At 62.6% G+C, this 21,632-nt stretch carries 15 protein-coding genes, 3 tRNA genes and 1 pseudogene; 4 read left to right on the forward strand and 15 right to left on the reverse strand.

The features are described 5' to 3' along the window. Positions 1–183: 183 nt before the first annotated feature. From ACIPL0_RS13910 to ilvA, 3 genes are all read left to right on the forward strand, one after another. Positions 184–1,335: a carbon-nitrogen hydrolase family protein gene (locus tag ACIPL0_RS13910; protein ID WP_400597309.1), complete on the forward strand. Its 1,152-nt coding sequence runs from the start codon at positions 184–186 to the stop codon at positions 1,333–1,335. 4 nt (positions 1,336–1,339) lie between these two features. After that, a complete protein-coding gene (locus ACIPL0_RS13915; RefSeq protein ID WP_400597308.1) occupies positions 1,340–2,380 on the forward strand; it encodes an AraC family transcriptional regulator in 1,041 nt (346 codons plus the stop codon). A gap of 808 nt (positions 2,381–3,188) precedes the next feature. Then, entirely contained in the window at positions 3,189–4,742 is a 1,554-nt protein-coding gene (gene ilvA / locus ACIPL0_RS13920; protein ID WP_400597307.1) for a threonine ammonia-lyase, biosynthetic, read from the forward strand. A gap of 260 nt (positions 4,743–5,002) precedes the next feature. On the opposite strand, the gene ACIPL0_RS13925 is transcribed toward ilvA, so the two are convergent. From ACIPL0_RS13925 to ACIPL0_RS13935, 3 genes are all read right to left on the reverse strand, one after another. Further along, complete coding sequence (locus tag ACIPL0_RS13925; RefSeq protein ID WP_400597306.1) at positions 5,003–5,872, reverse strand: DUF2242 domain-containing protein; 870 nt, start codon at positions 5,870–5,872, stop codon at positions 5,003–5,005. Positions 5,873–6,114: 242 nt separating this feature from the next. Beyond that, the gene (locus ACIPL0_RS13930; protein ID WP_400597305.1) at positions 6,115–7,464 is read right to left on the reverse strand and encodes an MFS transporter; all 1,350 of its coding nucleotides are present in this window, start codon (positions 7,462–7,464) and stop codon (positions 6,115–6,117) included. A 127-nt stretch (positions 7,465–7,591) separates the two neighbouring features. Continuing rightward, positions 7,592–8,551 carry an AraC family transcriptional regulator gene (locus tag ACIPL0_RS13935; protein ID WP_400597304.1) on the reverse strand — a complete coding sequence of 320 codons (960 nt, stop codon included), beginning with the start codon at positions 8,549–8,551 and terminating at the stop codon, positions 7,592–7,594. 278 nt (positions 8,552–8,829) lie between these two features. On the opposite strand from ACIPL0_RS13935, the gene ACIPL0_RS13940 reads away from it, so the two are divergent. Further along, positions 8,830–10,101 (forward strand): OprD family porin, encoded by a 1,272-nt coding sequence (locus ACIPL0_RS13940; protein WP_400597303.1) that lies wholly within the window; start codon positions 8,830–8,832, stop codon positions 10,099–10,101. Positions 10,102–10,316: 215 nt separating this feature from the next. Here ACIPL0_RS13940 and aroA read toward each other — a convergent pair whose 3' ends face one another. The 12 genes and pseudogenes from aroA to accD form a co-directional block, all read right to left on the reverse strand. Further along, positions 10,317–11,582: a 3-phosphoshikimate 1-carboxyvinyltransferase gene (aroA, locus tag ACIPL0_RS13945; RefSeq protein ID WP_400597302.1), complete on the reverse strand. Its 1,266-nt coding sequence runs from the start codon at positions 11,580–11,582 to the stop codon at positions 10,317–10,319. Positions 11,583–11,704: 122 nt separating this feature from the next. Continuing rightward, a complete protein-coding gene (locus ACIPL0_RS13950; protein ID WP_400597301.1) occupies positions 11,705–12,640 on the reverse strand; it encodes an NAD-dependent epimerase/dehydratase family protein in 936 nt (311 codons plus the stop codon). A 251-nt stretch (positions 12,641–12,891) separates the two neighbouring features. Continuing rightward, a tRNA-Asp gene (locus tag ACIPL0_RS13955) sits at positions 12,892–12,968 on the reverse strand. A gap of 122 nt (positions 12,969–13,090) precedes the next feature. Beyond that, positions 13,091–13,167, reverse strand: a tRNA-Asp gene (locus tag ACIPL0_RS13960). A gap of 64 nt (positions 13,168–13,231) precedes the next feature. Beyond that, positions 13,232–13,307, reverse strand: a tRNA-Val gene (locus ACIPL0_RS13965). Between the two features lie 1,011 nt (positions 13,308–14,318). Beyond that, entirely contained in the window at positions 14,319–15,083 is a 765-nt protein-coding gene (locus ACIPL0_RS13970) for an SDR family oxidoreductase (RefSeq protein WP_400597417.1), read from the reverse strand. Positions 15,084–15,107: 24 nt separating this feature from the next. Beyond that, the gene (locus tag ACIPL0_RS13975) at positions 15,108–16,319 is read right to left on the reverse strand and encodes an O-succinylhomoserine sulfhydrylase (RefSeq protein ID WP_400597299.1); all 1,212 of its coding nucleotides are present in this window, start codon (positions 16,317–16,319) and stop codon (positions 15,108–15,110) included. 21 nt (positions 16,320–16,340) lie between these two features. Next, entirely contained in the window at positions 16,341–17,849 is a 1,509-nt protein-coding gene (purF, locus tag ACIPL0_RS13980; RefSeq protein WP_400597297.1) for an amidophosphoribosyltransferase, read from the reverse strand. A gap of 12 nt (positions 17,850–17,861) precedes the next feature. After that, entirely contained in the window at positions 17,862–18,449 is a 588-nt protein-coding gene (locus ACIPL0_RS13985; protein ID WP_400597295.1) for a CvpA family protein, read from the reverse strand. A gap of 253 nt (positions 18,450–18,702) precedes the next feature. Then, complete coding sequence (locus ACIPL0_RS13990; RefSeq protein ID WP_400597294.1) at positions 18,703–19,374, reverse strand: SPOR domain-containing protein; 672 nt, start codon at positions 19,372–19,374, stop codon at positions 18,703–18,705. Beyond that, positions 19,358–20,664, reverse strand: a pseudogene (gene folC / locus ACIPL0_RS13995) (bifunctional tetrahydrofolate synthase/dihydrofolate synthase). The gene ACIPL0_RS13990 and the pseudogene folC overlap by 17 nt, the downstream one beginning before the upstream one ends. Continuing rightward, positions 20,661–21,581, reverse strand: coding sequence for an acetyl-CoA carboxylase, carboxyltransferase subunit beta (gene accD, locus ACIPL0_RS14000; RefSeq protein ID WP_400597293.1), 921 nt, complete (start codon positions 21,579–21,581; stop codon positions 20,661–20,663). The pseudogene folC and the gene accD overlap by 4 nt, the downstream one beginning before the upstream one ends. Between the last annotated feature and the right edge of the window lie 51 nt (positions 21,582–21,632).

A 21,632-nucleotide genomic window follows, 5' to 3' on the forward strand; every position in this document is an offset into this window, starting at 1 on the left:
CACACCGCATTCACCGAATTTACGACGACTCCGTCGCCGGTCGCAGGGCAAGCCAGCTCCTACAGGGGATTCGTGCAAGACGAAAACTCCGGCAAACACATTCTCCACACCACGGTTTTCCCGTACCCTTGCCGCAGTTTCGCCATGAATCACTTTCACCCAGGACCACGATCAATCCCCGCCATGCGCAAAGTTCTCGGTACGCTCACCGCAGCCGTCCTGATGATCCTTCTCATCAGCTACGGCCTGTGGACGAGCAAGCGCCATGTCGGCCATTTCCTCAGCGACCTGCGTATCCAGTTGGTGATCGATGATGGCCAGCCCGGTGGGCGCGGCAATCTGCTGGGGATTCAGCCCGAGCTGTTCCCTTCCGACTATTCCAGCGTCAAACGCCTGCATCGCAAGCTGGCGGCCTATCTGGAACAGGCTCGCGAGCGCGGCCTGCTCAACGACAAGACCATCGTGGTGCTGCCCGAACACGTCGGCACCTGGCTGTTCGCGGTCGATGAGAAAAACCAGTTCTACCGCGCCAGCACCATCGACGAAGCCATGAACTGGCTAGCGTTCAGCAACCCGCTGCTGTTCGCCGATGCGCTGTGGCACGCCCGTGGCGAAAGCCGTCTGGACGACGCCCATCTGCGCATGAAGGCACGCAGCATGGCGCAGGATTACCAGACCGTGTTCGGTGGCCTGGCCAAAGAGTTCGGCGTGACCCTGGTGGCCGGCTCCATCGTGCTGCCCGGACCCAGCGTGGAGAACGGCCAGCTGCAGATCGGTACGGGTGCGTTGTACAACGTCAGCCTGGTGTTCGGCCGCGACGGTCTGCCGCTGGGCCAGCCGCAGCGCCAGCTGTTTCCAAGCTGGTACCAGCGCAGCTACATCCGCTCCGGCAAGGATGCGCCGTTGCTGGTCGTCGACACCCCGGCCGGGCGTCTGGCGACGCTGATCGGCAGCGACAGCTGGTACCCGGACAACTACCGTCGCCTCAACGAAAGCGGTGCCGAACTGATCGCCATCCCGGCTTTCGTCGCCGGCAACGGCAGTTGGGGCCAACCCTGGCGCAGCGACAAGCATCGTGAGCTGGCGGCTCATCTGGACCTCGGCAGCACGCCGCTGACCGAAGGCGAAGCCTGGCACCGACTGACGCTGACCCAGGCCAGCAATGCCAAAGCCGGTATCAGCGTGTTCATGCGCGGGCAGTTCTGGGACCAGGGCAGCGCCGGTCACAGCTTCGCCAGCCGCGACGGGCGCAGCATCGTCGAACAGGCCCTTGCACCAGCGCCCAAAGGCGTGCGCCCGGATCACGGCGCGCGACTGATCAATCTGTGGTTGTGACGCCATGACCACGCCGCGCGTACGCCTCGGTGATCTGTCGGTCGGCTTCGTCGACAACATGGCCGACGCCGTGCGCAGCCTCGGCCACGATCCGCAACCGTTGCTCGATCAATACGGCCTGGATGCCGCGCGCTTGGGCGAAGCCGGCGCACGCCTGTCGATCCCGCGCTACATGCGCCTGGGCCATGCCGCCATTCAGTTGACCGGCGAGCCGGCGCTGGGCCTGCGCATGGGCCAGGTCAGCCGCATGAGCCAGGCCGGCCTGGCCGGTGTCACCGCCGCCCAGGCGCCGACCGTGCGCGAAGCGGCGCGCACGCTGATCCGCTTCGAGGCGCTGTACGGCTCCAACTACCGCGGCCAGTCGAGTTTTCACGAAGACAGCAGCGGCGCGTGGCTGCGTTTCTACTCGATCAGCCCGTACAACGATTACAACTGCTTCGTGGTCGACTCGATTCTCAGCGGCTGGCTGCGGCAGTTCTCCGACTTGTCCGGCAGTGCCGTGCGCGCCGAGCGGGTCGAGATCGAGTTCGCGGCACCGGCCTATGCCGCCGCTTACGCAGGGTTGAGCGAGCACCCGGTGGCCTTCGCCGCCGGGGTCAATCAGTTGCGTCTGAGCCAGCACAGCCTCGGCCTGCGCAATCCCGATCACGTGCCCAGCACCTGGCGGCACCTGTTGCAGCTGTGTGAGCGGGAACTGGAGCAACGCACGCGCACCCGCAGCCTGCGTGAACGGATCACTCAGTTGCTGGGCCCGTTATTGAACGGTGGAAGGGAACCGGATCTGGAGGAAGTGGCCGCACGGCTGAAGCTGCCGACCTGGACCTTGCGCCGCAAGCTTGCGGAGGAAGGCACGCGCTTTCGCGCGATTCTCAATGACACTCGTCGGGATCTGGCGATGACCTATATCCGCGACACTGAACTGGCATTCGGCGAAATCGCCTACCTGCTGGGTTTTGCGTCGGCCGAAGCCTTTCAACGCGCCTTCAAACGCTGGAACGGTCAGACTCCCGGGGAGTTCCGCCGCAGCCAACGTCATTCGGCCTGACGCACCTTACAACTCGGTGGCGTCGTCTGCCGGCTCCGGCGTGTCGAGTTCGTACGCCTGATATTCCAGCAACTCTTCCTGATAATCGTCCATCTCTCGTGCCCTCGTGGCGGTTCTTTGCGTTTTGGTAGTCGACTGGACTGACCACGGCTTTCACCCTAAAGCGCCCTCATGACACAAACATGAAGACTTGTTGAACAGTAGACGAGGTGAATTCGGAAAATTTACCGACGCGTCCTTGTCAGGGCTCTGGGGCGAGGTCCATGGCCAGAAGACTGAATATTTAGCTCAGTGGGAAAAATCGTGCAAGTGGTCAGGAATTTCCCGACCCGATTGGCTCGCTACTCGGTCGGACACACATCCCATAGGCCCTGTTTCACCACCGATCCATTGTGGGAGCGAATTCATTCGCGAAGGGCCAGTCCAGTCGACAGAAATTTTCCGCCCTCAATACCGTATCGCGAATGAATTCGCTCCCACAGTTTTCACCACCATAAATCAGCCCTCCAGCCAGGTTCTGCACCGCGGCACCCTTGACGGCCATATCCCGTTCGAAATAGTCTTCAGGCCATGAACGTAACCAAGCATTACACCGGCCAACGAATTATTACCGCCATTCCAGTCATGGCGGGCTAGCCGACGTATGCACCTAACCCGCCCTTGGAGGCGGGTTTTTTCTCTCTGTCTCCCCGGGCGCCGATCTCAAGCAATCAGCCTCGAACCAGGAGTCAGACATGCGCATCATCCGCCCTTCCCTCGCCGCCCTGTCGCCACTGTCCATCGTCACCTGCCAGACGGGGACGACGCGATGAACCAGCTGACCGCCCTCGCCCAGCCCGACAGCCCGTTGCTGCAGTCCTACGCCAAAAAGATCCTCACTTCCCGCGTCTACGACGTCGCCGTGGAAACCCCGCTGCAAGGCGCCCGTCAGCTGTCCGAGCGCCTCGGCAACCAGGTGCTGCTCAAACGCGAAGACCTGCAGCCGGTGTTTTCCTTCAAGATCCGTGGCGCCTACAACAAGCTGGCGCAGTTGAGCGCGGAAGAACTGGCCCGTGGTGTGGTCACGGCCTCGGCCGGCAACCATGCCCAAGGCCTGGCGCTGGCGGCGAAGAAGCTGGGGATCAAGGCGACTATCGTCATGCCCAAGACCACCCCGGAGATCAAGGTCGAAGGCGTGCGTTCGCGCGGCGGCAAGGTGGTGCTGCACGGCGACTCTTTCCCCGAGGCGCTGGCGCATTCGCTGAAGCTGGTCGAGGAAAAGGGCTACGTCTACATCCATCCCTATGACGACCCGGACACCATCGCCGGTCAGGGCACGGTGGCGATGGAAATCCTCCGTCAGCACCCGGGGCGTCTGGATGCGATCTTTGTGCCGGTCGGCGGCGGCGGGTTGATTGCCGGCATCGCCGCGTACGTCAAATACCTGCGCCCGGAGATCAAGGTGATCGGCGTCGAGCCGGACGACTCCAACTGCCTGCAACAGGCCATGGCCTACGGCGAGCGCGTGGTGCTGCAACAGGTCGGGCTGTTTGCCGATGGCGTGGCGGTGGCGCAGATCGGTCAGCACACCTTCGACATCTGCAAGGACTACGTCGACGAAGTACTGACCGTCAGCACCGATGAAATCTGTGCGGCGATCAAGGACATCTACGACGACACCCGTTCGATCACCGAGCCGGCTGGCGCGCTGGGCGCGGCGGGGATCAAGAAATACGTCGAGCAGTACGGCGTCAGCGGGCAAACGCTGGTGGCCATCGAATCCGGCGCCAACGTCAACTTCGACCGCCTGCGCCACGTCGCCGAACGCGCCGAGCTGGGCGAAGGCCGCGAAGCGATCATTGCCGTGACCATCCCCGAGCAGCCAGGCAGCTTCAAGGCCTTCTGCGAAGCGGTGGGCAAGCGCCAGATCACCGAATTCAACTACCGCTACCACACCGACCGCGAGGCGCACATATTCGTCGGCGTGCAGACCCATCCGGAAAACGACCCGCGCAAGGCGCTGATCGCCAGCCTCACCGAACAGGGTTTCCCGGTGCTGGACCTGACCGACAACGAACTGGCCAAACTGCACCTGCGGCACATGGTCGGCGGACATTCCGAGCGGGTGAATGATGAAGTGGTGTTCCGCTTCGAATTCCCCGAGCGGCCGGGTGCGCTGTTCAACTTCCTCAACAAACTGGGCGGCAAGTGGAATATCTCGATGTTCCACTACCGCAACCACGGCGCCGCCGACGGCCGCGTGGTCGCCGGGCTGGTGGTGCCAGAGGAAGAACGGCATCTGGTGCCGCAGGCGCTGGCCGAGATCGGTTACCCGTATTGGGATGAAACCCACAACCCGGCGTACAAGTTGTTTCTTGGCTGATGCCGCTCTGGGGGGGTAACGCCCCCCTTGTAGGAGCGTGGCTTGTCCCGCGACCGGCGGGGAACCCGTCGTAAAACCTGAAAATGCGGTCTGCCTGTCACACCGCGTCTGGTGAATTTACGACTGCTGCGCAGCCGGTCGCAGGGCAAGCCAGCTCCTACAGGGGATCGCGGTGAGTCGTTGTGGTGAGGCTTGCCGGCGGTGACGTTCGCAAGATCGCTACCGCCGGCAAGCCGGACGGCTACGGGCCGTGTTGCAGATTACTGCGCGGGAGTCGGCTCGGTGGTGGTCACCGGGGTCGCTTCGCTGGCGGGCTCGGCGGCAGCAGGCGCCGGGGCGGCTTCAGGTGTTGCGTTTTCGACCTTCAGCGGCTCGGCTTCGGCCGGGGCTGGCATCGGTTCGCTGGTCTGGGCACTGGTCGCTGCGGCCGGCTGGGTTTCCGGAGTGGCGAGTGCCGCCGGTGCAGGCGCAGGTGCCGGTGTTTCGGCAGGTTTCTGCTCGACCGGCGCCGCCGGTTTGGCAGCTGCGGCAGCCGGCGCCGGGGTCGGCTCAGGCACGCCCAGATCGGTCTTGGGTTTTTCTTCGATGTGCGCGGCTTTCTTCACATCCGCCGGCAGGAAGTTTTCCACCAGGGCAAAGAAGCGGTCGTAGAACTTCGACGACGCCACCGTCTCGCTGGCGACCTTGACCATCGAGTCGTCGGTGGAACCGATCGGCATCGACACCGAACCCAGCACACCGACACCCAGACTGGCCGAGTTGTTGACCTTCTTCAGCGCATAGCGATCCTGCAGGGCGTTGGCGAACATGGTCGCTCCCGCCGCATTGCCATCGGCGGCGCAGACCACGTTGAAGCTGATCTCCATGTGAGTCTCACCGGTCTGCTGGAAGCTCTTGTGACCGCTGATCATTTTCGGATCGCTGCTGGTGATGATGTAGCCCTGGCTCAGCAGCGCACGCCGTCCGGCCTCGCAGGTGGCGGCGTCGGAGACGGGATAGTTGCGTGAGAACGTTCCGGCATCGTCGAAGTTTTCATGCTCATAAATCGCCTGCTTCTTTGACGAGCAGCCTGCGGCGGCCAGCAGGGCGAGCGCCCAGCATGCGGTACGAAAGCTCAGTAATCTAGACATCAAACATCCTGGGGGAAAAGGTCGACAGAACAGTGGACCGGCAAAATCGCCGACAAGTCTGCAACAAGCCTCGCGCAGGATCAACGCACAGTTTGCAATGATGTCGATACATTCCAGGTTCGTTCAGCCAGGTTCAGCCCCGGGAAGGCACTGCACAGCGGCGCCAAGGCAACCGCCGTGCAGTCCTCGCAGCGTCCATGAAAATCGCCGGACGGTGCCGCCAATCGACTGGCGGTCGGCTGTCAGGCCTCGACCAGCGGCGATTCGACGCGGTTGCTCTGCTCCTTGCGCCGCTGATGGACAAAGCACATGGCTATCGCGGCGACAGCACCAGGGAGGGCGAAAGCCATGAAATTCAGGTGCAGGGGCAATTCAATGCCCACCAGCGCGCCGCCCAGCACCGGGCCGACAATCGCGCCGCTGCGGCCTACCCCTGACGCCCAACCCAGCCCCGTGGAGCGGATCGCCATCGGGTAGAACTGCGCGACGCAGGCATAGGCCAGGATCTGCGTGCCAATGGTAGTGGCACCGGCCACGGCGATCAGCCCGTAGATCACCAGCAGCGGGCTGTTGAAGCCCAGCAGGCTGATGGACAGCGCCGCCAGCAGGAAAAAGGCCACCAGCACGTGCTGCAGCTTGAAGCGATCGCCGATCCAGCCGCCACCGATGGCGCCGAAGATCGCGCCGAAGATCGCGCCGACGTTGAGCACCAGCAAAAACATCAGGCTAGAACTCAGGCCATAACCGGCACTGTTCATCAGTTTCGGCAACCACGAGTTGAGTGCGTAAACCATCAACAGGCAGCAGAAGAACGCCAGCCACAGCATCAGCGTGCTCAGCGCCCGGCCCTCGCGGAACAGTTGCAACACCGGTGCGCCGGCCGCCTTGAGCGGGCCCATGTGCAGTTCGTCATCGCTGTGCAGTTCAAGGCCTGGCTCGATGCGTTGCAACACCTCACGCGCCTGTGCCTCACGCCCCTGACGCAGCATGAAACCCACTGATTCCGGCAGGAAACGCAGGATCAGCGGCAACAACAGCAACGGTACACAGGCCACGTAAAACACCGACTGCCAGCCGAACGCCGGCAGCAGCACGATGCCCAGCCCGGCGGAAAACATGCCGCCCACCGCATAGCCGCTGAACATGATCGCCACCAGGGTGCTGCGGATTTTCTTCGGCGCGTATTCGCTCATCAGCGCGACCACATTGGGCATCACCCCGCCGATGCCGAGCCCGGCCATGAAGCGGCACAAACCGAATTCAGTCGGGTTGCGGGCAAAACCGTTGAGCACGGTGAAGCCGCTGAACAGCACCACACACAGGGCAATCACCCATTTGCGGCCGATACGGTCGGACAGTGAACCGAACAGCAGCGCACCGAACATCATGCCGAACAGCGCGTAACTGCCCAGTGCCCCGGCCTGCAACGGGGTCAGCGCCCACTCGCGCATGAGCACCGGCAACACCACGCCGTAGATCACCAGGTCGTAGCCGTCGAAGATGATGATCAGCGCGCACCAGAACAGCACCCGCCAGTGAAAGGAGTTGAAACGCGCCTGATCTATCAGGGCGTTGATATCGATTTTGCGCATGGCATCCGACTCTTGTGCTTGTTATGGGAATCCAGGCGAACCTGGGCATGGCAGCCAGAGCGATGCTAGTGAGGTGGGCCGGGCGGCAATATCCGCGCAGTGCAGACCTTTATCCGTTTTCTGGCACTCAGGCGCAGGAACGGCGTTTCAGGGTGTCGGACGGCAATTCGCCGAACTGTTTGCGGTAGCTTTCGGAGAACCGCCCCAGGTGCAGAAAGCCGTAATCCATCGCCAGTTCGGTGACGTTACGTACATGGCTGCGCGGGTCGGCCAGGCAGGCGTGGATGCGTTCGAGTTTCTTCTGACGGATGTAGCTCTTTGGCGTGGTCCGCACATGCCGGGCAAACAGCGCGTACAGCGAGCGCACGCTGATCTGCGCCTGGCGCGCCAGCACTTCGCTGTCCAGTTCCAGTTTCAGATGCTGGTCGATGTACTCGGCGATCCGCTCGAACGACGCGGCATGGGCATCCAGGCTGGGCGGACACAGGTTGGTGCCGAGCAGGCTGAGCATCTTGCTCGCCACAATCTGCGCGTAATGCTCCTGAATCCGCGGCATGCGCTCGATGGCCTCGGCCTCCTCGCAGACCATACCCAGTAGGTTCATGAAGCCGCCCAGTTCGTCCTGTCGGTAACGTTGCCGGACGAAGCGAATGCCCGGCTCCGGGAGGTTCAGCCGCTGCGCCTCGCAGGCCGACTCCAGCAGGCGCACCGGCAGCTTGAGGATGAATTTCTCGCAGTCGTCGGAGTAGGTCAGGTCCACCGGGTCATCGGGATTGATCAGCAGCAGCTCACCGGGCTGCAGGTAATGCTCCTGTCGGTGCGCGCGCCACAGGCAATGGCCGCGCAGCAGCACTTGCAGGTGATAGATGTTTTCCAGCGCCGGCGACGTGACCCGCACGCTGCCGCCGTAACTGATGCGGCACAGGTCGAGGCTGGCAAACTGCCGGTGATTGAGGCACGCCTGCGGATTGCCGGACCTCGGCAGACGGATGTCATGCACACCAACGTGCTGATTGACGTAGCCGGACACCGCGTAGGGGTCGGCCCGCTCGAACACGTTGCTGCGCTCGCTCAGCAGGTAGGACATATCGGGTCACTCTTGTTTTTATTATGCGGTCGCCGGAAGGCGACTCAAGGCTGCACGGCCAGCACCACCTGGAAAGGTATGGCGGTAGCCGGATTCTTGACCGCGCGGGCGCAAGACGCCAATACGGAATGGGTCTTGCGCCATACCTGTCGGGTATCGCCGGCAATCGGCCACCCTGCACAAACGGGATAAAGGTCTGCGCAAACTGGATATTGCCGCGCCCTGCCCCACCCGCACCCTTGTCATCGCTGCCACCCAATAAAAACAAGAGCAACGCGATGAGCCCACTACACCCACTGCACCCTGCAACCACCCTGCTGTCCTGCGCGGTCTGCCTGAGCTTCAGCCCGCTGCTGCTGGCCGACGACAATCCCTTCGTCAAGGACGCCAGCGCCACCCTGACCGCGCGCAACTACTACTTCAGCCGCGACTACTCGGACATTCGCGGCAGCGAGCAGTCCCGCGCCCAGGAATGGGCCCAGGGCTTCATTCTCAACGTCAAGTCGGGTTACACGCCGGGCCTGATCGGCGTCGGCGTGGATGCCATCGGCACCCTCGGGCTCAAGCTCGACAGCGGCAAGGGCCGGGTCAACACTGGCTTGCTGCCGGTCAAGGACAACGGTGAAGCCGCCGACGAATACAGCCGTCTGGGCGCGACCCTCAAGCTGAAAATGTCGAAGACCGAGCTGCGCATCGGCGAGTTGCAGCCGAACCTGCCGGTGCTGGCCTTCAGCGACATTCGCCTGTTGCCGCCGTCCTATCAGGGCACCAGCATCACCTCCAGCGAAATCGAGGGCCTGACGCTGCAGGCCGGACATCTGCGCACCACCAGCCTGCGCAACGAAGCCGGCGACGAAAAGATGATCGCCATGCTCGGGCACGTGCCACAGCGCAAGGCCAACAGTGACGGCTTCAATTTTGCCGGCGGCGATTACACCTTCAATGGCAAGCGCACTAGCGTCAGCCTCTGGTACGGGCAACTGGAAGACATCTACCACCAGAGTTTCATCGGCCTCAAACACAGCCAGCCGGTGGGCGACTGGGTGCTGGGCGCCAACCTCGGTTACTACGACGCCAGCGAGGACGGTCAGCAGTTGCTGGGCAAGATCGACAACCAGGCGTTCTTTTCGCTGCTGTCGGCCAAGCGCGGCGGCCACACCTTTTACGTCGGCTATCAGGGCATGTACGGCAGCAGCCCGTTTCCTCGAGTGTTCGCCAACATCACCCCGCTGGGCAACGAAGTGCCGACCTACGAGTTCGCCTACACTGACGAGCGCTCCTGGCAACTGCGTTACGACTACGATTTCGCGGCGATGGGCATTCCCGGGCTGACCGCCACCGTGCGCTACATCAGCGGCGACAACGTCGATACCGGCAAGGGTTATGAAGGCAAGGATACCGAGCGCGACCTGGACGTCGGTTATGTAGTCCAGTCAGGGATGCTCAGCGGCTTGGGGATCAAGGTGCGCAACGTGGCGGCGCGCTCGAATTACCGCACCGATATCGATGAAAACCGGCTGTTGCTCAGTTACACGTGGAAGTTGTTCTAACGCGTGATTGTCATTGCAAACGTACGTCGCTGGGACACGATGTACGCCGCAGACATTGTAGGAGCTGGCTTGCCCTGCGAGCGGCTGCGAAGCAGTCGTAAAATCTGACGATCAGGTATTCCTGACACACCGCGTGCACAGGTTTTACGACAGGTTCCCCGCCGCTCGCGGGACAAGCCACGCTCCTGCAAAAGGAACGTGGCGTCAGCTCACACTCAAACCTCGCCATGCTCCAGACGCACGCCGAGGAACTCCAGCGCACGCCAGTAGCCCGGGTAGGTCTTGCCGACGCAGTCCGGGTCCTGGATGCGTACACCGGCCACTTTCAGCCCGGCCAGGGCAAAGCACATGGCAATGCGGTGGTCGGAGTGGGTGTCGATCAGCGCCTGACTGGTGGTGCCTGCCAGAGCCGGATCGGCGGCGACCAGCAGGTCATCGCCTTCCACCGTCGCCAGCCCCGGACGCACCTGATTCAGGCCGTCGTGCAGCGCCTGCACGCGGTCGCATTCCTTGACCCGCAGGTTGGCCAGATCGACAAAACGCACCGGCGTTTCGTTGAACGCCGCCAGCACTGCCAACGTCGGAATCGCGTCCTGCATCTGCGAGCCATTGATCACCGCCGGCATGCGCGGGAACTTGGCAATCACGTCCATGGCCTTGGCATCCGGCTGGGTGAAAGCTTCGGCAGCCACGCCCAGATCGATCTTGCCACCGCTCAGGGCTTCAGCCGCCCACAGGTAAGTGGCGGCAGAGGCGTCCGGTTCGATCTGGTAATCGCAGGCGGTATAGCCGGTCGGCAGCACTCGCCACAGGGCTTCGTCGACCACGTCGACCTCGGCACCGAAAGCGCGCATGCAGGCGATGGTCAGGTCGATGTAGCCACGGGCGCCGATTTCCTTGCCGGTCAGCGCCACTTCAATCGGCGCATCGCCGCAGGCCGCGACCATCAGCAACGCCGAAACGTACTGGCTGGACAGACCGCCGTCGATCTCGAAACGCGTAGCCTTGACCGAGCCGCTGCCGTGGATGATCACTGGCGGACAGCCGGTGGCGCTCTCGGCCTGCACGCCGCCCTTGCGCAGGGACTCCAGCAGCGGGCCGATCGGACGCTTCTGCATGTAATGGTCGCCGTCGAGGGTGACGCTGCCATCGACCGTGCACACCGCCGCAGTCAGAAAACGCACCGCCGTGCCCGCGTTGCCGAGGAACAACGGGCCTTCCGGCACCTGCAGACGGCCACTGCTGGTGACCACGAAGCTGGTGTCGTCCGGCTCATCAATGGTCACGCCCATCTGCCGCAAGGCGTTGGACATGTGCCGGGTGTCGTCGCTCTTCAGCGCGCCACGCAGGTGGCTGGTGCCTTTGGCCAGAGCGGCCAGCAGCAAGGCGCGGTTGGTAATGGACTTCGAGCCAGGCGGCGAGACATGCCCCGTCAACGGTACACCCGGCGGGATCACAGTGATGGTTTGGTTCATGCCCATGGTCCAGCTCTCCAAATTCGAAATCAGGCAGCGTCCGGCGCCGCTTTAACGAGCCGGCAATCATGTCATTTATCGCGACGCCGTGCAGCACTGCATTGCCATTTGTCCGGCGGCTATACCGGCTATTGTCGGCTCAGGCGGTATTGCCGGCCCACTTCGGTCAGCGAGCGCAGCGTATCAGTGTCGGGTCGATAGCCCAGCAGGCGCATCGCTTTCGAACCGTCCACCGTCAGCGAACCGCACAACTGCGTGCACAGATCGCCTTTGCCCGCAGCCTTGAGCAGCCATGCCAGCAGCGCTTTCGGCAACGGAATCGACAACGCCCGGCGCTGCATGCCCAGCGCCAGCGCAGTGAGAATCTGCTGCGTGGACACTTCGCTGCCCTCGCTGGCGAGAAACACCTGCCCGGCCGCATCCGGGTGGCTGGCGGCCAGCGCAAGCAACATGGCCAGGTTATCCACCGAAATCAGGCTGCGGCCATTGCACACCGCCGCAAAGGGGCTGGGAATGCCCTTGTCGACCACCTTCAGCAAAGTCCTGAAATTGCCCGGCGCATCGGCACCGTAAACCAGCGGCGGGCGCACGATCACCCATTGCAGGGTGCTGCCGTCGAGCAGCGCACGCAGGCTGTGCTCGGCGGCGAGTTTGGAACGGGCGTAATCGGCATGGGGCGCGGGCGTCGAGTCTTCGCTGAAGCGTCCCTCGTTGCCGTTGACGCCGATGGAGCTGACAAAGACAAAACGTTTGACCCCGGCCTCCATGGCCTGCCGCGCCAGGCTCAGAGTGGCATCGTGGTTGATCGCCTGATACAGCGCAGCCGCGTCATCCTGCTTGTTCAGCACATGGGCGCGGCCTGCCAGATGCACGACGCAATCGATGGCGTCGAGGCTGTCCTTGATTGACAGCGGGTCGGTGAAGTCGGCTACCTGATAATCCACCCCTTCCACCGCACCGACGCCGCTTCTGGAGGCGCCTCGCACCGCATGGCCCTGATCGACCAGCAACCGGCAGAGTCGACGACCAATGAAGCCATTGGCGCCGGTAACAAGAATGCGCATGGGTTGAGACTCGCTGTCCATAAAGGTCCGCATGATAAACGATGCCGGGTGGTAGAGAGGTCTTTGAGCTTGCGCGGCTTCTGGCCGAAGGGCTCCCTCCCACTTGAATCTTCTGTCCACCTTGCCAACAGCGTCGCCCGCGCGGCACTGACAGTAAGAGCGACCTGACTCAAATCGCAGGCACAAAAAAAGCGACCCTAAGGTCGCTTTCTTTGTCGTTCCAAGGAGTTCAAGGGCCTTGGAACTGTGTATGGCGCAGCGGACGGGACTCGAACCCGCGACCCCCGGCGTGACAGGCCGGTATTCTAACCGACTGAACTACCGCTGCGTGTCGCACAGACTTTCGTCTGTTTAACTCTGTTGAAACCGGCTTCGAGTGCCTGTTTCCTTTAAAGCGCTGATTGAAGTTTTCACTTCAATCTCGAACCGGAAAAACCGATTCGGAAAATATGGCGCAGCGGACGGGACTCGAACCCGCGACCCCCGGCGTGACAGGCCGGTATTCTAACCGACTGAACTACCGCTGCGCAGTGGTGGACTATTTGTCCTGCTGAATCTCAGTAACCTTCAGCACTTTGAAACTCTCAACGATGGTGGGTGATGACGGGATCGAACCGCCGACCCTCTGCTTGTAAGGCAGATGCTCTCCCGGCTGAGCTAATCACCCTTTGCTTCGCTGAGGCCGCGAAATTTACGCAGGTACCGAACCTAAGTCAATACCCTGCTTGAAGTTTTTTTAAAAAAAGCGATTTTCAGCTTCAAGCCCCAAGTGGCGAGCCGGACAGCTACGGATCGCAGAATGCCATCTGCTTTTGCTTCTGGCCAAAGGCCGTGGGAGGGAGCTCTGCTCGCGAAAGCGTCAGTCCAGGCAATGCAGGGTCGTCTGCCCCACCATCATCGCGAGCAAGCGCGCTCCTATAGACCGGTGAATGCCATCTGCCTTTGCTTCTGGCCGAAGGCCGTGGGAGGGAGCCCTGCTCGCGAAAGCGTCAGCCCAGGCAATGCAGGGTCGTCTGCCCCACCGCTATCGCGGGCAAGCGCGCTCCTACAGACCGGTGAATGCCATCTGCCTTTGTTTCTGGCCGAAGGCCGTGGGAGGGAGCTCTGCTCGCGAAAGCGTCAGTCCAGACGATACTGCAGCGCCTGACCCACCGCTATCGCGAGCAGAGCTCCCTCCCACAATGAGCTGTAGCGACCTCAACCTTGTTTGGCACCCATACATCCGTAGCAGTCCGGCTTGCCGGCGGTGGCGATCTTGAGGACTCCTTCGCGGGCAAGCCCGCTCCCGCAAGGAGTGTGTGTCGCCGGCTTTTGATCTTGGGGCCCCGTCCCAAAAGGCCGAACGCAGGCGATGTGTAGTGGCGCCGAGCGGCATGGATGCCGCGAGAGCCGTGTGGGCCATGGATGGCCCTTTCGCGGCGGGCCCACGGAGCGTCGTCGGAGTGAGGGAACACCGAGCATTAGCGAGGTGCCGTATGGCGGGGTATGGAGCCCTTGGTTACTTGGGGCTTTTCCAAGTAACTCGCCGCCAGGCGAAACAAGGCTGCGTTAGCAGACTCAGCGGAGAGTCAGACAAGCCAAGGACACAGGAATTACGACGACTTCGTCGCCGCTCGCAGGGCAAGCCAGCTCCTACAAGGGTCCTCGTAAGGCTGCGTTAGCAGCCAATGCAATCAGTTCACTCCACGTAAATCATCTTGCGCGTCATGCCGCCGTCGATCACGAACTCCTGCCCGGTCACGAACCCGGCATTCTTCGACAACAGCCACGCCACGGTCGCCGCAACGTCCTCCACCGTCCCTACCCTGCCCGCCGGATGCTGCGCATGATCGGCATCGGACAACGGCTCGGCACGGCGCACCGAAGGATCACGGGCATCGATCCAGCCAGGGCTCACTGCATTGACCCGCACCTGCGGGCCAAGGCTGATCGCCAGCGCATGGGTCAACGCCAGCAGACCGCCTTTGCTGGCGGCATAGGCTTCGGTGTCCGGTTCCGACTGACGGGCCCGGGTCGAACTCAGGTTGACGATGCTGCCACCATGGGCACGCAGATACGGCGCGCAGTGCTTGGCCAACAGCATCGGACCGCTGAGATTGACCGCCAGCACACGGTTCCAGTGCGCCAGATCGAGGCTTTCCAGAACCGTATTGTGCGGATCGGCCACCGCCGCGTTGCACACCAGCGCATCCAGACGGCCGAACTGCCCCAAGACCTCGGCAACACCACTGGCCACCTGTTCTTCGCTGGACACGTCCATGGCAATAAACGAAGCGTTCTCGCCCAGCACATCGGCTACCCGGGCACCACGGCGACGGTCGACATCAGTCAACACCACCTGCCAGCCCTCGGTGATCAGCCAGGCAGCGATGCCCAGACCGATCCCCCGCGCCGCGCCGGTGACCAGCGCAACGCGACCGTTGTGCACCCCGGAGGCTGCCATCACGAACTCACTCACGAACGGTACTCACAACGCAGCCAGGCCACGCGCCAGATCAGCCTTGAGGTCGGCAACGTCTTCCAGGCCCACGGCAATCCGGATCAGACTGTCGCGAATGCCCGCGGCTTCACGTTCCTGCGGCGACAGACGGCCGTGAGACGTGGTGCCCGGATGGGTGATGGTGGTCTTGGTGTCGCCCAGGTTGGCGGTGATCGAGATCAGGCGAGTGGCATCGATGAAGCGCCATGCGCCCTCTTTGCCGCCCTTGACCTCAAAGCTCACGACCGCACCGAAGGCCTTCTGCTGACGCTTGGCCAGCTCATGCTGCGGATGGCTTTGCAGACCGGCGTAATGCACCTTCTCGATGCCATCCTGCTGCTCCAGCCACTGCGCCAGTTCAAGAGCGTTTTCGCAGTGGGCGCGCATGCGGATGTTCAGGGTTTCCAGGCCTTTGAGGAACAGCCAGGCGTTGAACGGACTCAGGCTCGGACCCGCCGTGCGCAGGAAGCCGACGACTTCCTTCATCTGCTCGCTGCGACCGACGACGACACCACCCATGGCACGGCCCTGGCCGTCGATGAACTTGGTCGCCGAATGCACGACCACGTCTGCGCCCATGCGCAACGGCTGTTGCAGCGCGGGAGTGCAGAAGCAGTTGTCGACCACCAGCATCGCGCCCTTGGCGTGGGCAATTTCCGCCAGTGCGGCGATATCGACCAGTTCGGCCAGCGGGTTGGACGGCGACTCGACGAACAGCAATTTGGTGTTCGGCTTGATTGCAGCGTCCCAGCCAGACAGCTCGGCCAGCGCCACGTAGTCGACCTGCACGCCAAAACGCTTGAAGTACTTCTCGAACAGGCTGATGGTCGAACCGAACACGCTCTTGGACACCAGCACGTGGTCGCCGGCACTGCACAGGCTCATCACAGTGGCGAGAATCGCCGACATGCCGGTGGACGTTGCCACCGCCTGCTCACCACCTTCCAGCGCCGCGATACGCTCTTCGAACGAATGCACGGTCGGGTTGGTGTAACGCGAATAGACGTTACCCGGCTGCTCACCGGCAAACGTCGCAGCGGCATCGGCAGCCGTGCGGAACACATAGCTGGAGGTGAAAAACAGTGGATCGCTGTGCTCGCTCTCCGGCGTGCGGTGCTGACCGGCGCGCACGGCGAGGGTGTCGAAACCCACGCCGTCGAGATCGCTGTCCAGTCGACCGGCATCCCATTGCTGAGTCATGCCGCCTACTCCTTGTCTGAATTAGTTGTTGTACAGATCGATGATCGCGCTGACCGCCTGATTCTTGACCTTGGAGGCGTCGTTGCGCGCCTGCTCGATCTTGTTCAGGTAATGCTCGTCGATGTCACCGGTCACATACTTGCCGTCGAAGACCGAGCAATCGAAGCTGTCGATCTTGATCTTTTTGCTGCCACTCACCGCCTCGATCAGGTCGTTCAGATCCTGATAGACCAGCCAGTCGGCACCGATGAGGTCGGCCACGTCCTGGGTGGAACGGTTGTGAGCGATCAGCTCGTGGGCACTCGGCATGTCGATGCCGTAGACGTTGGGGAAGCGTACAGCCGGGGCTGCGGAGCAGAAATACACGTTCTTGGCGCCGGCTTCGCGGGCCATCTGGATGATCTGCTTGCAGGTGGTACCGCGGACGATGGAGTCGTCCACCAGCATCACGTTCTTGCCGCGGAATTCCAGCTCGATGGCGTTGAGCTTCTGGCGTACGGATTTTTTCCGTGCAGCCTGGCCCGGCATGATGAAGGTGCGGCCGATGTAACGGTTCTTGACGAAGCCTTCGCGGAACTTGACGCCCAGGTGGTTCGCCAGTTCCAGCGCGGCAGTGCGGCTGGTGTCGGGAATCGGGATGACCACGTCGATGTCGTGTTCCGGACGTTCGCGCAGGATCTTGTCGGCCAGCTTCTCGCCCATGCGCAGACGCGCCTTGTAGACCGAGATGCCGTCGATGATCGAGTCAGGACGTGCCAGATAGACGTGTTCGAAGATGCACGGTGAGTATTTCGGGTTGGTCGCGCACTGACGGGTGTGCAGCTTGCCGTCTTCGGTGATGTACACCGCTTCGCCCGGCGCCAGGTCGCGGATCAGGGTGAAACCGAGCACGTCCAGCGACACGCTTTCCGAAGCGATCATGTACTCGACGCCTTCGTCGGTATGACGCTGGCCGAAAACGATCGGACGGATGGCATCCGGGTCACGGAAACCGACGATGCCGTAGCCAGTGATCATCGCCACCACCGCATAGCCACCACGGCAGCGGTTATGCACGTCGGTCACGGCCGCGAAGATGTCTTCTTCGGTCGGCTGCAGCTTGCCGCGCACGGCCAGCTCGTGGGCGAACACGTTGAGCAGCACTTCCGAGTCGGAGCTGGTGTTGACGTGGCGCAGGTCGGATTCGTAAATCTCCTTGGCCAGTTGCTCGACGTTGGTCAGGTTGCCGTTGTGCGCCAAAGTGATGCCGTACGGCGAGTTGACGTAGAACGGCTGGGCTTCGGCCGAAGTCGAGCTGCCCGCTGTTGGATAACGTACGTGACCGATGCCCATGTGACCGACCAGGCGCTGCATATGGCGCTGCTGGAAGACGTCACGGACCAGACCGTTGTCCTTGCGCAGGAACAACCGGCCATCATGGCTGGTCACGATACCGGCAGCGTCCTGGCCGCGGTGCTGGAGGACGGTGAGCGCGTCATACAGCGCCTGATTGACGTTCGACTTGCCGACGATACCGACGATGCCACACATGCGACACAACCCCTACTTAGTGGAACTGGATTTACCGAGCACATCCTGCGGCGTTACCGACGGCAGGAGATGATCCTTGAACGGAATGTCAACCGGTGCGGTGACTCCGCTGGCTAGCCACTTGCTGGACGTCCCGAGAATCAGGTTTTTCGACCAGTCAGCGACCATGACAAATTGTGGCAGGAGTCTGGACTGCTGCCACCATTGATCCTGTTGTACCGGGCCCAGGCTCAGCAGCCCGGCCGCGACGACCACCAGCAGGCCACCACGCGCTGCGCCGAAGACCATGCCCAGAAAACGATCGGTCCCGGAAAGGCCGGTGACGCGAATCAGTTCTCCGATCAGAAAGTTGACCATGGCGCCGACCAGCAGCGTGGCGACGAAAAGAATGCTGCAGCCCGCAATGACTCGCGCCGACGGTGTTTCGATGTAATTGACCAGATACTGCGAAAGCGAACCGCCAAACATCCAGGCAACCGCACCTGCGATGATCCAGGTCAGCAAGGACAGCGCTTCCTTGACGAAGCCGCGCTTGAGACTGATCAAAGCGGAGATGGCGACAATCGCGATGATTGCCCAGTCAACCGGAGTAAATGCCACGTTGAAGCCTGCAGACGGATAAGGCGGCGCATTTTAGCAGAGCGCTCGCCCGGCGGTAAGCGGCGATTGAGGGTGGTCACCGATAAAGGCGAACTATTGGACTTTGCCAGGGCCGGGCACTGTGAGAATCTGTTTCTGGCTGAAGGCCGTGGGAGCCGGCTTGCTGGCGAATGCATCGTGTCAGGCAAAGGGATGTACCTGACGTGACGCATTCGCCAGCAAGCCGGCTCCCACAGGATGAGGGTCGCTCGACCTACTTACGCTCCGGCTGGAAACGCACGACGATACCCTTGAGCTTCTGCTGCTTGTCCAGCTGATCGCGCAGGCGGTCGGCCTCGGCGCGCTCGATGACCGGACCGACGAACACCCGGTTGACGCCGTCCGACGTACGGATATAGGCGTTGTAGCCCTGGGTGCGCAGGGTTTTCTGCAGGTTGTCGGCGTTGGCCCGGTTGGACAGGCTGGCCAGTTGCACCGCCCAGGTCACCGAAAGCCCGTTGGCATCGACCCGACCTGGCTCGGCTGCCGGCGCGGCCGGTGCCGGGACTGGCGCAGTGGCAGGCGCTGGCTTGGCCGGAACAGGCACTGGGGTGGTTTTCGCCACAGGCGCAGCGGGTGCCGGCTTGGACGGCGCTGGAGCAATCGGCATGGCCGGCGGCTGGCTCGCAGCAGGGCGGGCGTTTTGCGCCAGATCCTGGTCGCTCGGCACCGGCTCCTGCGGCAGCGCTTGCTGCTCGGGCACCGCGACCGGCTCGACCTTCACCGGTTGCACCGCCGGCGCCTGCGGGGCGACAGGCGCTTCGACCTGCACATGGCGCACTTCATCCTGCCGGGTGAACAGCATCGGCAGGAAAATCACCGCGATGGCAACCAGCACCAGAGCGCCGACCATGCGTTGTTTGTACGCCTTATCCAGCAAAGCCATGTGTCACTTCCTCCGTGACGCGTCCGCAAGCCAATCCAGGGCCTCGGCAACGCAATAAAAAGAGCCGAACAGCACAATTTCGTCGTCCGCTGTCGCAACTTCGCACTGCGCCTCAAGGGCCCGTGCAACGCTGGAATACGACGCCACAGTTGCACCAAGGTTCTGCAGCGCCTCGGCAATTTCCTCGGCGGAGCGACTGCGCGGCGTCGGCAATGGCGCCACCGCCCAGGCGGAGAAGCAACCGTTCAACTCGCCCAACACACCCGGCAGGTCCTTGTCATTGAGCAGACCGAACACCGCCAGACGCTTGCCGGCCACCGGGCGCTGATTCAGGCGCTGAGCCAGGAACGTCGCAGCATGAGGGTTGTGCCCCACATCCAGCAGTATATGCAGCGGCTTGCCCTGCCACTCGAACGTACGCCGGTCGAGACGACCGGTGACCCGGGTCGCCAGCAGCGCCGAACGAATCGATGCGTCCTGCCACGGCAAACCCAGCAACAGATAGGCCTGCAGAGCCAGCGCAGCGTTCTGCATGGGCAGATCGAGCAACGGCAAGCCGTTCAGCTCGACGCGTCGCCCCTGGCTGTCCGTACCGAACCAGTTCCAGCCATCGCCAGCGATGGCCAGATCGAAATCAGCACCGCGCAACGACAGCGGACAATTCAACGCCTGCGCCCGCTCCAGCAATGGCTGCGGCGGATCGATATCACCACACAGTGCCGGACGGCCCTCACGGAAGATACCGGCCTTCTCGAACGCCACCGACTCGCGGGTATTGCCCAGCCATTCGGCGTGGTCGACGCCGATGCTGGTGACCAGCGCCATATCGGCATCGATCAGGTTCACCGCGTCCAGACGTCCGCCCAGGCCGACTTCCAGCACCACGGCGTCCAGCGCCGCCTGCTCGAACAGCCAGAATGCCGCCAGCGTGCCCATCTCGAAATAGGTCAGGGAAATGTCGCCACGCGCCTTCTCGACCGCTTCAAAGGCTTCGCACAACTGCGCATCGGTGGCCTCGACGCCCTGCAACTGGACGCGCTCGTTGTAACGCACCAGGTGCGGCGAACTGTAGACACCAACCTTGAGCCCCTGCGCCTGCAGCAGCGATGCCACGAAAGCACAGGTGGAACCCTTGCCGTTGGTGCCGGTGACCGTGATCACGCGCGGCGCAGGCCGGCTCAGGCCGAGCTGCTGCGCGACCTGGCGGGAACGGTCCAGACCCATATCGATGGCGGACGGGTGCAACTGCTCCAGATAGCCGAGCCACTCGGCCAGCGAGCGTGTGGTCATACGTTGGCCGGAGCCGGTGGAACGACGATAGGCTCAAGCTTCGGCGCGACGAACTTCGGTGTCGGCAGGCCCATCATTTGCGCAAGCAGATTGCCCAGACGCTGACGCAGCTCACCGCGAGGAATGATCATGTCGATGGCGCCGTGCTCCAGCAGGAACTCGCTGCGCTGGAAGCCTTCCGGCAGCTTTTCCCGCACGGTCTGTTCGATCACGCGCGGACCGGCGAAGCCGATCAGGGCTTTCGGCTCACCGACGATGACGTCGCCAAGCATCGCCAGACTCGCGGAAACACCGCCGTAGACCGGGTCGGTCAGCACGGAGATGAACGGCAGGCCTTCTTCACGCAGACGCGCCAGCACCGCCGAGGTCTTGGCCATTTGCATCAGCGAGATCAGCGCTTCCTGCATGCGCGCACCGCCGGAAGCCGAGAAGCAGATCATCGGGCAACGCTTTTCCAGCGCGTAGTTGGCAGCCTGGACGAAACGCTCGCCGACGATGGCACCCATCGAACCGCCCATGAACGAAAATTCAAAGGCACTGCATACCACCGGCATGCCCAACAGGGTGCCACTCATGGATACCAGTGCGTCTTTCTCGCCGGTCTGCTTCTGCGCAGCGGTCAGGCGATCCTTGTACTTCTTGCCGTCGCGGAATTTCAGACGGTCGACCGGCTCCAGATCGGCACCGATCTCCTGACGGCCTTCGGCGTCGAGGAAGATGTTCAGGCGCGCACGGGCGCCGATACGCATGTGGTGATTGCACTTTGGACAGACATCAAGGGTCTTTTCCAGCTCAGGACGGTAAAGCACCGCCTCGCAAGACGGACACTTGTGCCAGAGGCCCTCAGGTACCGAGCTTTTCTTGACCTCGGAACGCATGATCGAAGGGATCAGTTTGTCTACCAACCAGTTGCTCATGCTTTCTTTCTCCAGTACCGGTGGCTCGAACGCGATGGCGGTTTATGCCAC

Source organism: Pseudomonas sp. NPDC090208 (assembly GCF_044746785.1).
Classification (GTDB): Bacteria; Pseudomonadota; Gammaproteobacteria; order Pseudomonadales; family Pseudomonadaceae; genus Aquipseudomonas.

Excerpts from the sequence above, each read along its gene's own strand:
- ilvA (WP_400597307.1), top strand. The coding sequence starts at position 3,189 with ATGAACCAGCTGACCGCCCTCGCCCAGCCCGACAGCCCGTTGCTGCAG.
- ACIPL0_RS13940 (WP_400597303.1), top strand. The coding sequence starts at position 8,830 with ATGAGCCCACTACACCCACTGCACCCTGCAACCACCCTGCTGTCCTGC.
- ACIPL0_RS13975 (WP_400597299.1), bottom strand. The coding sequence starts at position 16,319 with ATGACTCAGCAATGGGATGCCGGTCGACTGGACAGCGATCTCGACGGC.
- ACIPL0_RS13970 (WP_400597417.1), bottom strand. The coding sequence starts at position 15,083 with ATGGCAGCCTCCGGGGTGCACAACGGTCGCGTTGCGCTGGTCACCGGC.
- ACIPL0_RS13910 (WP_400597309.1), top strand. The coding sequence starts at position 184 with ATGCGCAAAGTTCTCGGTACGCTCACCGCAGCCGTCCTGATGATCCTT.
- ACIPL0_RS13925 (WP_400597306.1), bottom strand. The coding sequence starts at position 5,872 with ATGTCTAGATTACTGAGCTTTCGTACCGCATGCTGGGCGCTCGCCCTG.
- ACIPL0_RS13935 (WP_400597304.1), bottom strand. The coding sequence starts at position 8,551 with ATGTCCTACCTGCTGAGCGAGCGCAGCAACGTGTTCGAGCGGGCCGAC.
- ACIPL0_RS13950 (WP_400597301.1), bottom strand. The coding sequence starts at position 12,640 with ATGCGCATTCTTGTTACCGGCGCCAATGGCTTCATTGGTCGTCGACTC.
- aroA (WP_400597302.1), bottom strand. The coding sequence starts at position 11,582 with ATGGGCATGAACCAAACCATCACTGTGATCCCGCCGGGTGTACCGTTG.
- purF (WP_400597297.1), bottom strand. The coding sequence starts at position 17,849 with ATGTGTGGCATCGTCGGTATCGTCGGCAAGTCGAACGTCAATCAGGCG.
- accD (WP_400597293.1), bottom strand. The coding sequence starts at position 21,581 with ATGAGCAACTGGTTGGTAGACAAACTGATCCCTTCGATCATGCGTTCC.
- ACIPL0_RS13915 (WP_400597308.1), top strand. The coding sequence starts at position 1,340 with ATGACCACGCCGCGCGTACGCCTCGGTGATCTGTCGGTCGGCTTCGTC.
- ACIPL0_RS13930 (WP_400597305.1), bottom strand. The coding sequence starts at position 7,464 with ATGCGCAAAATCGATATCAACGCCCTGATAGATCAGGCGCGTTTCAAC.
- ACIPL0_RS13990 (WP_400597294.1), bottom strand. The coding sequence starts at position 19,374 with ATGGCTTTGCTGGATAAGGCGTACAAACAACGCATGGTCGGCGCTCTG.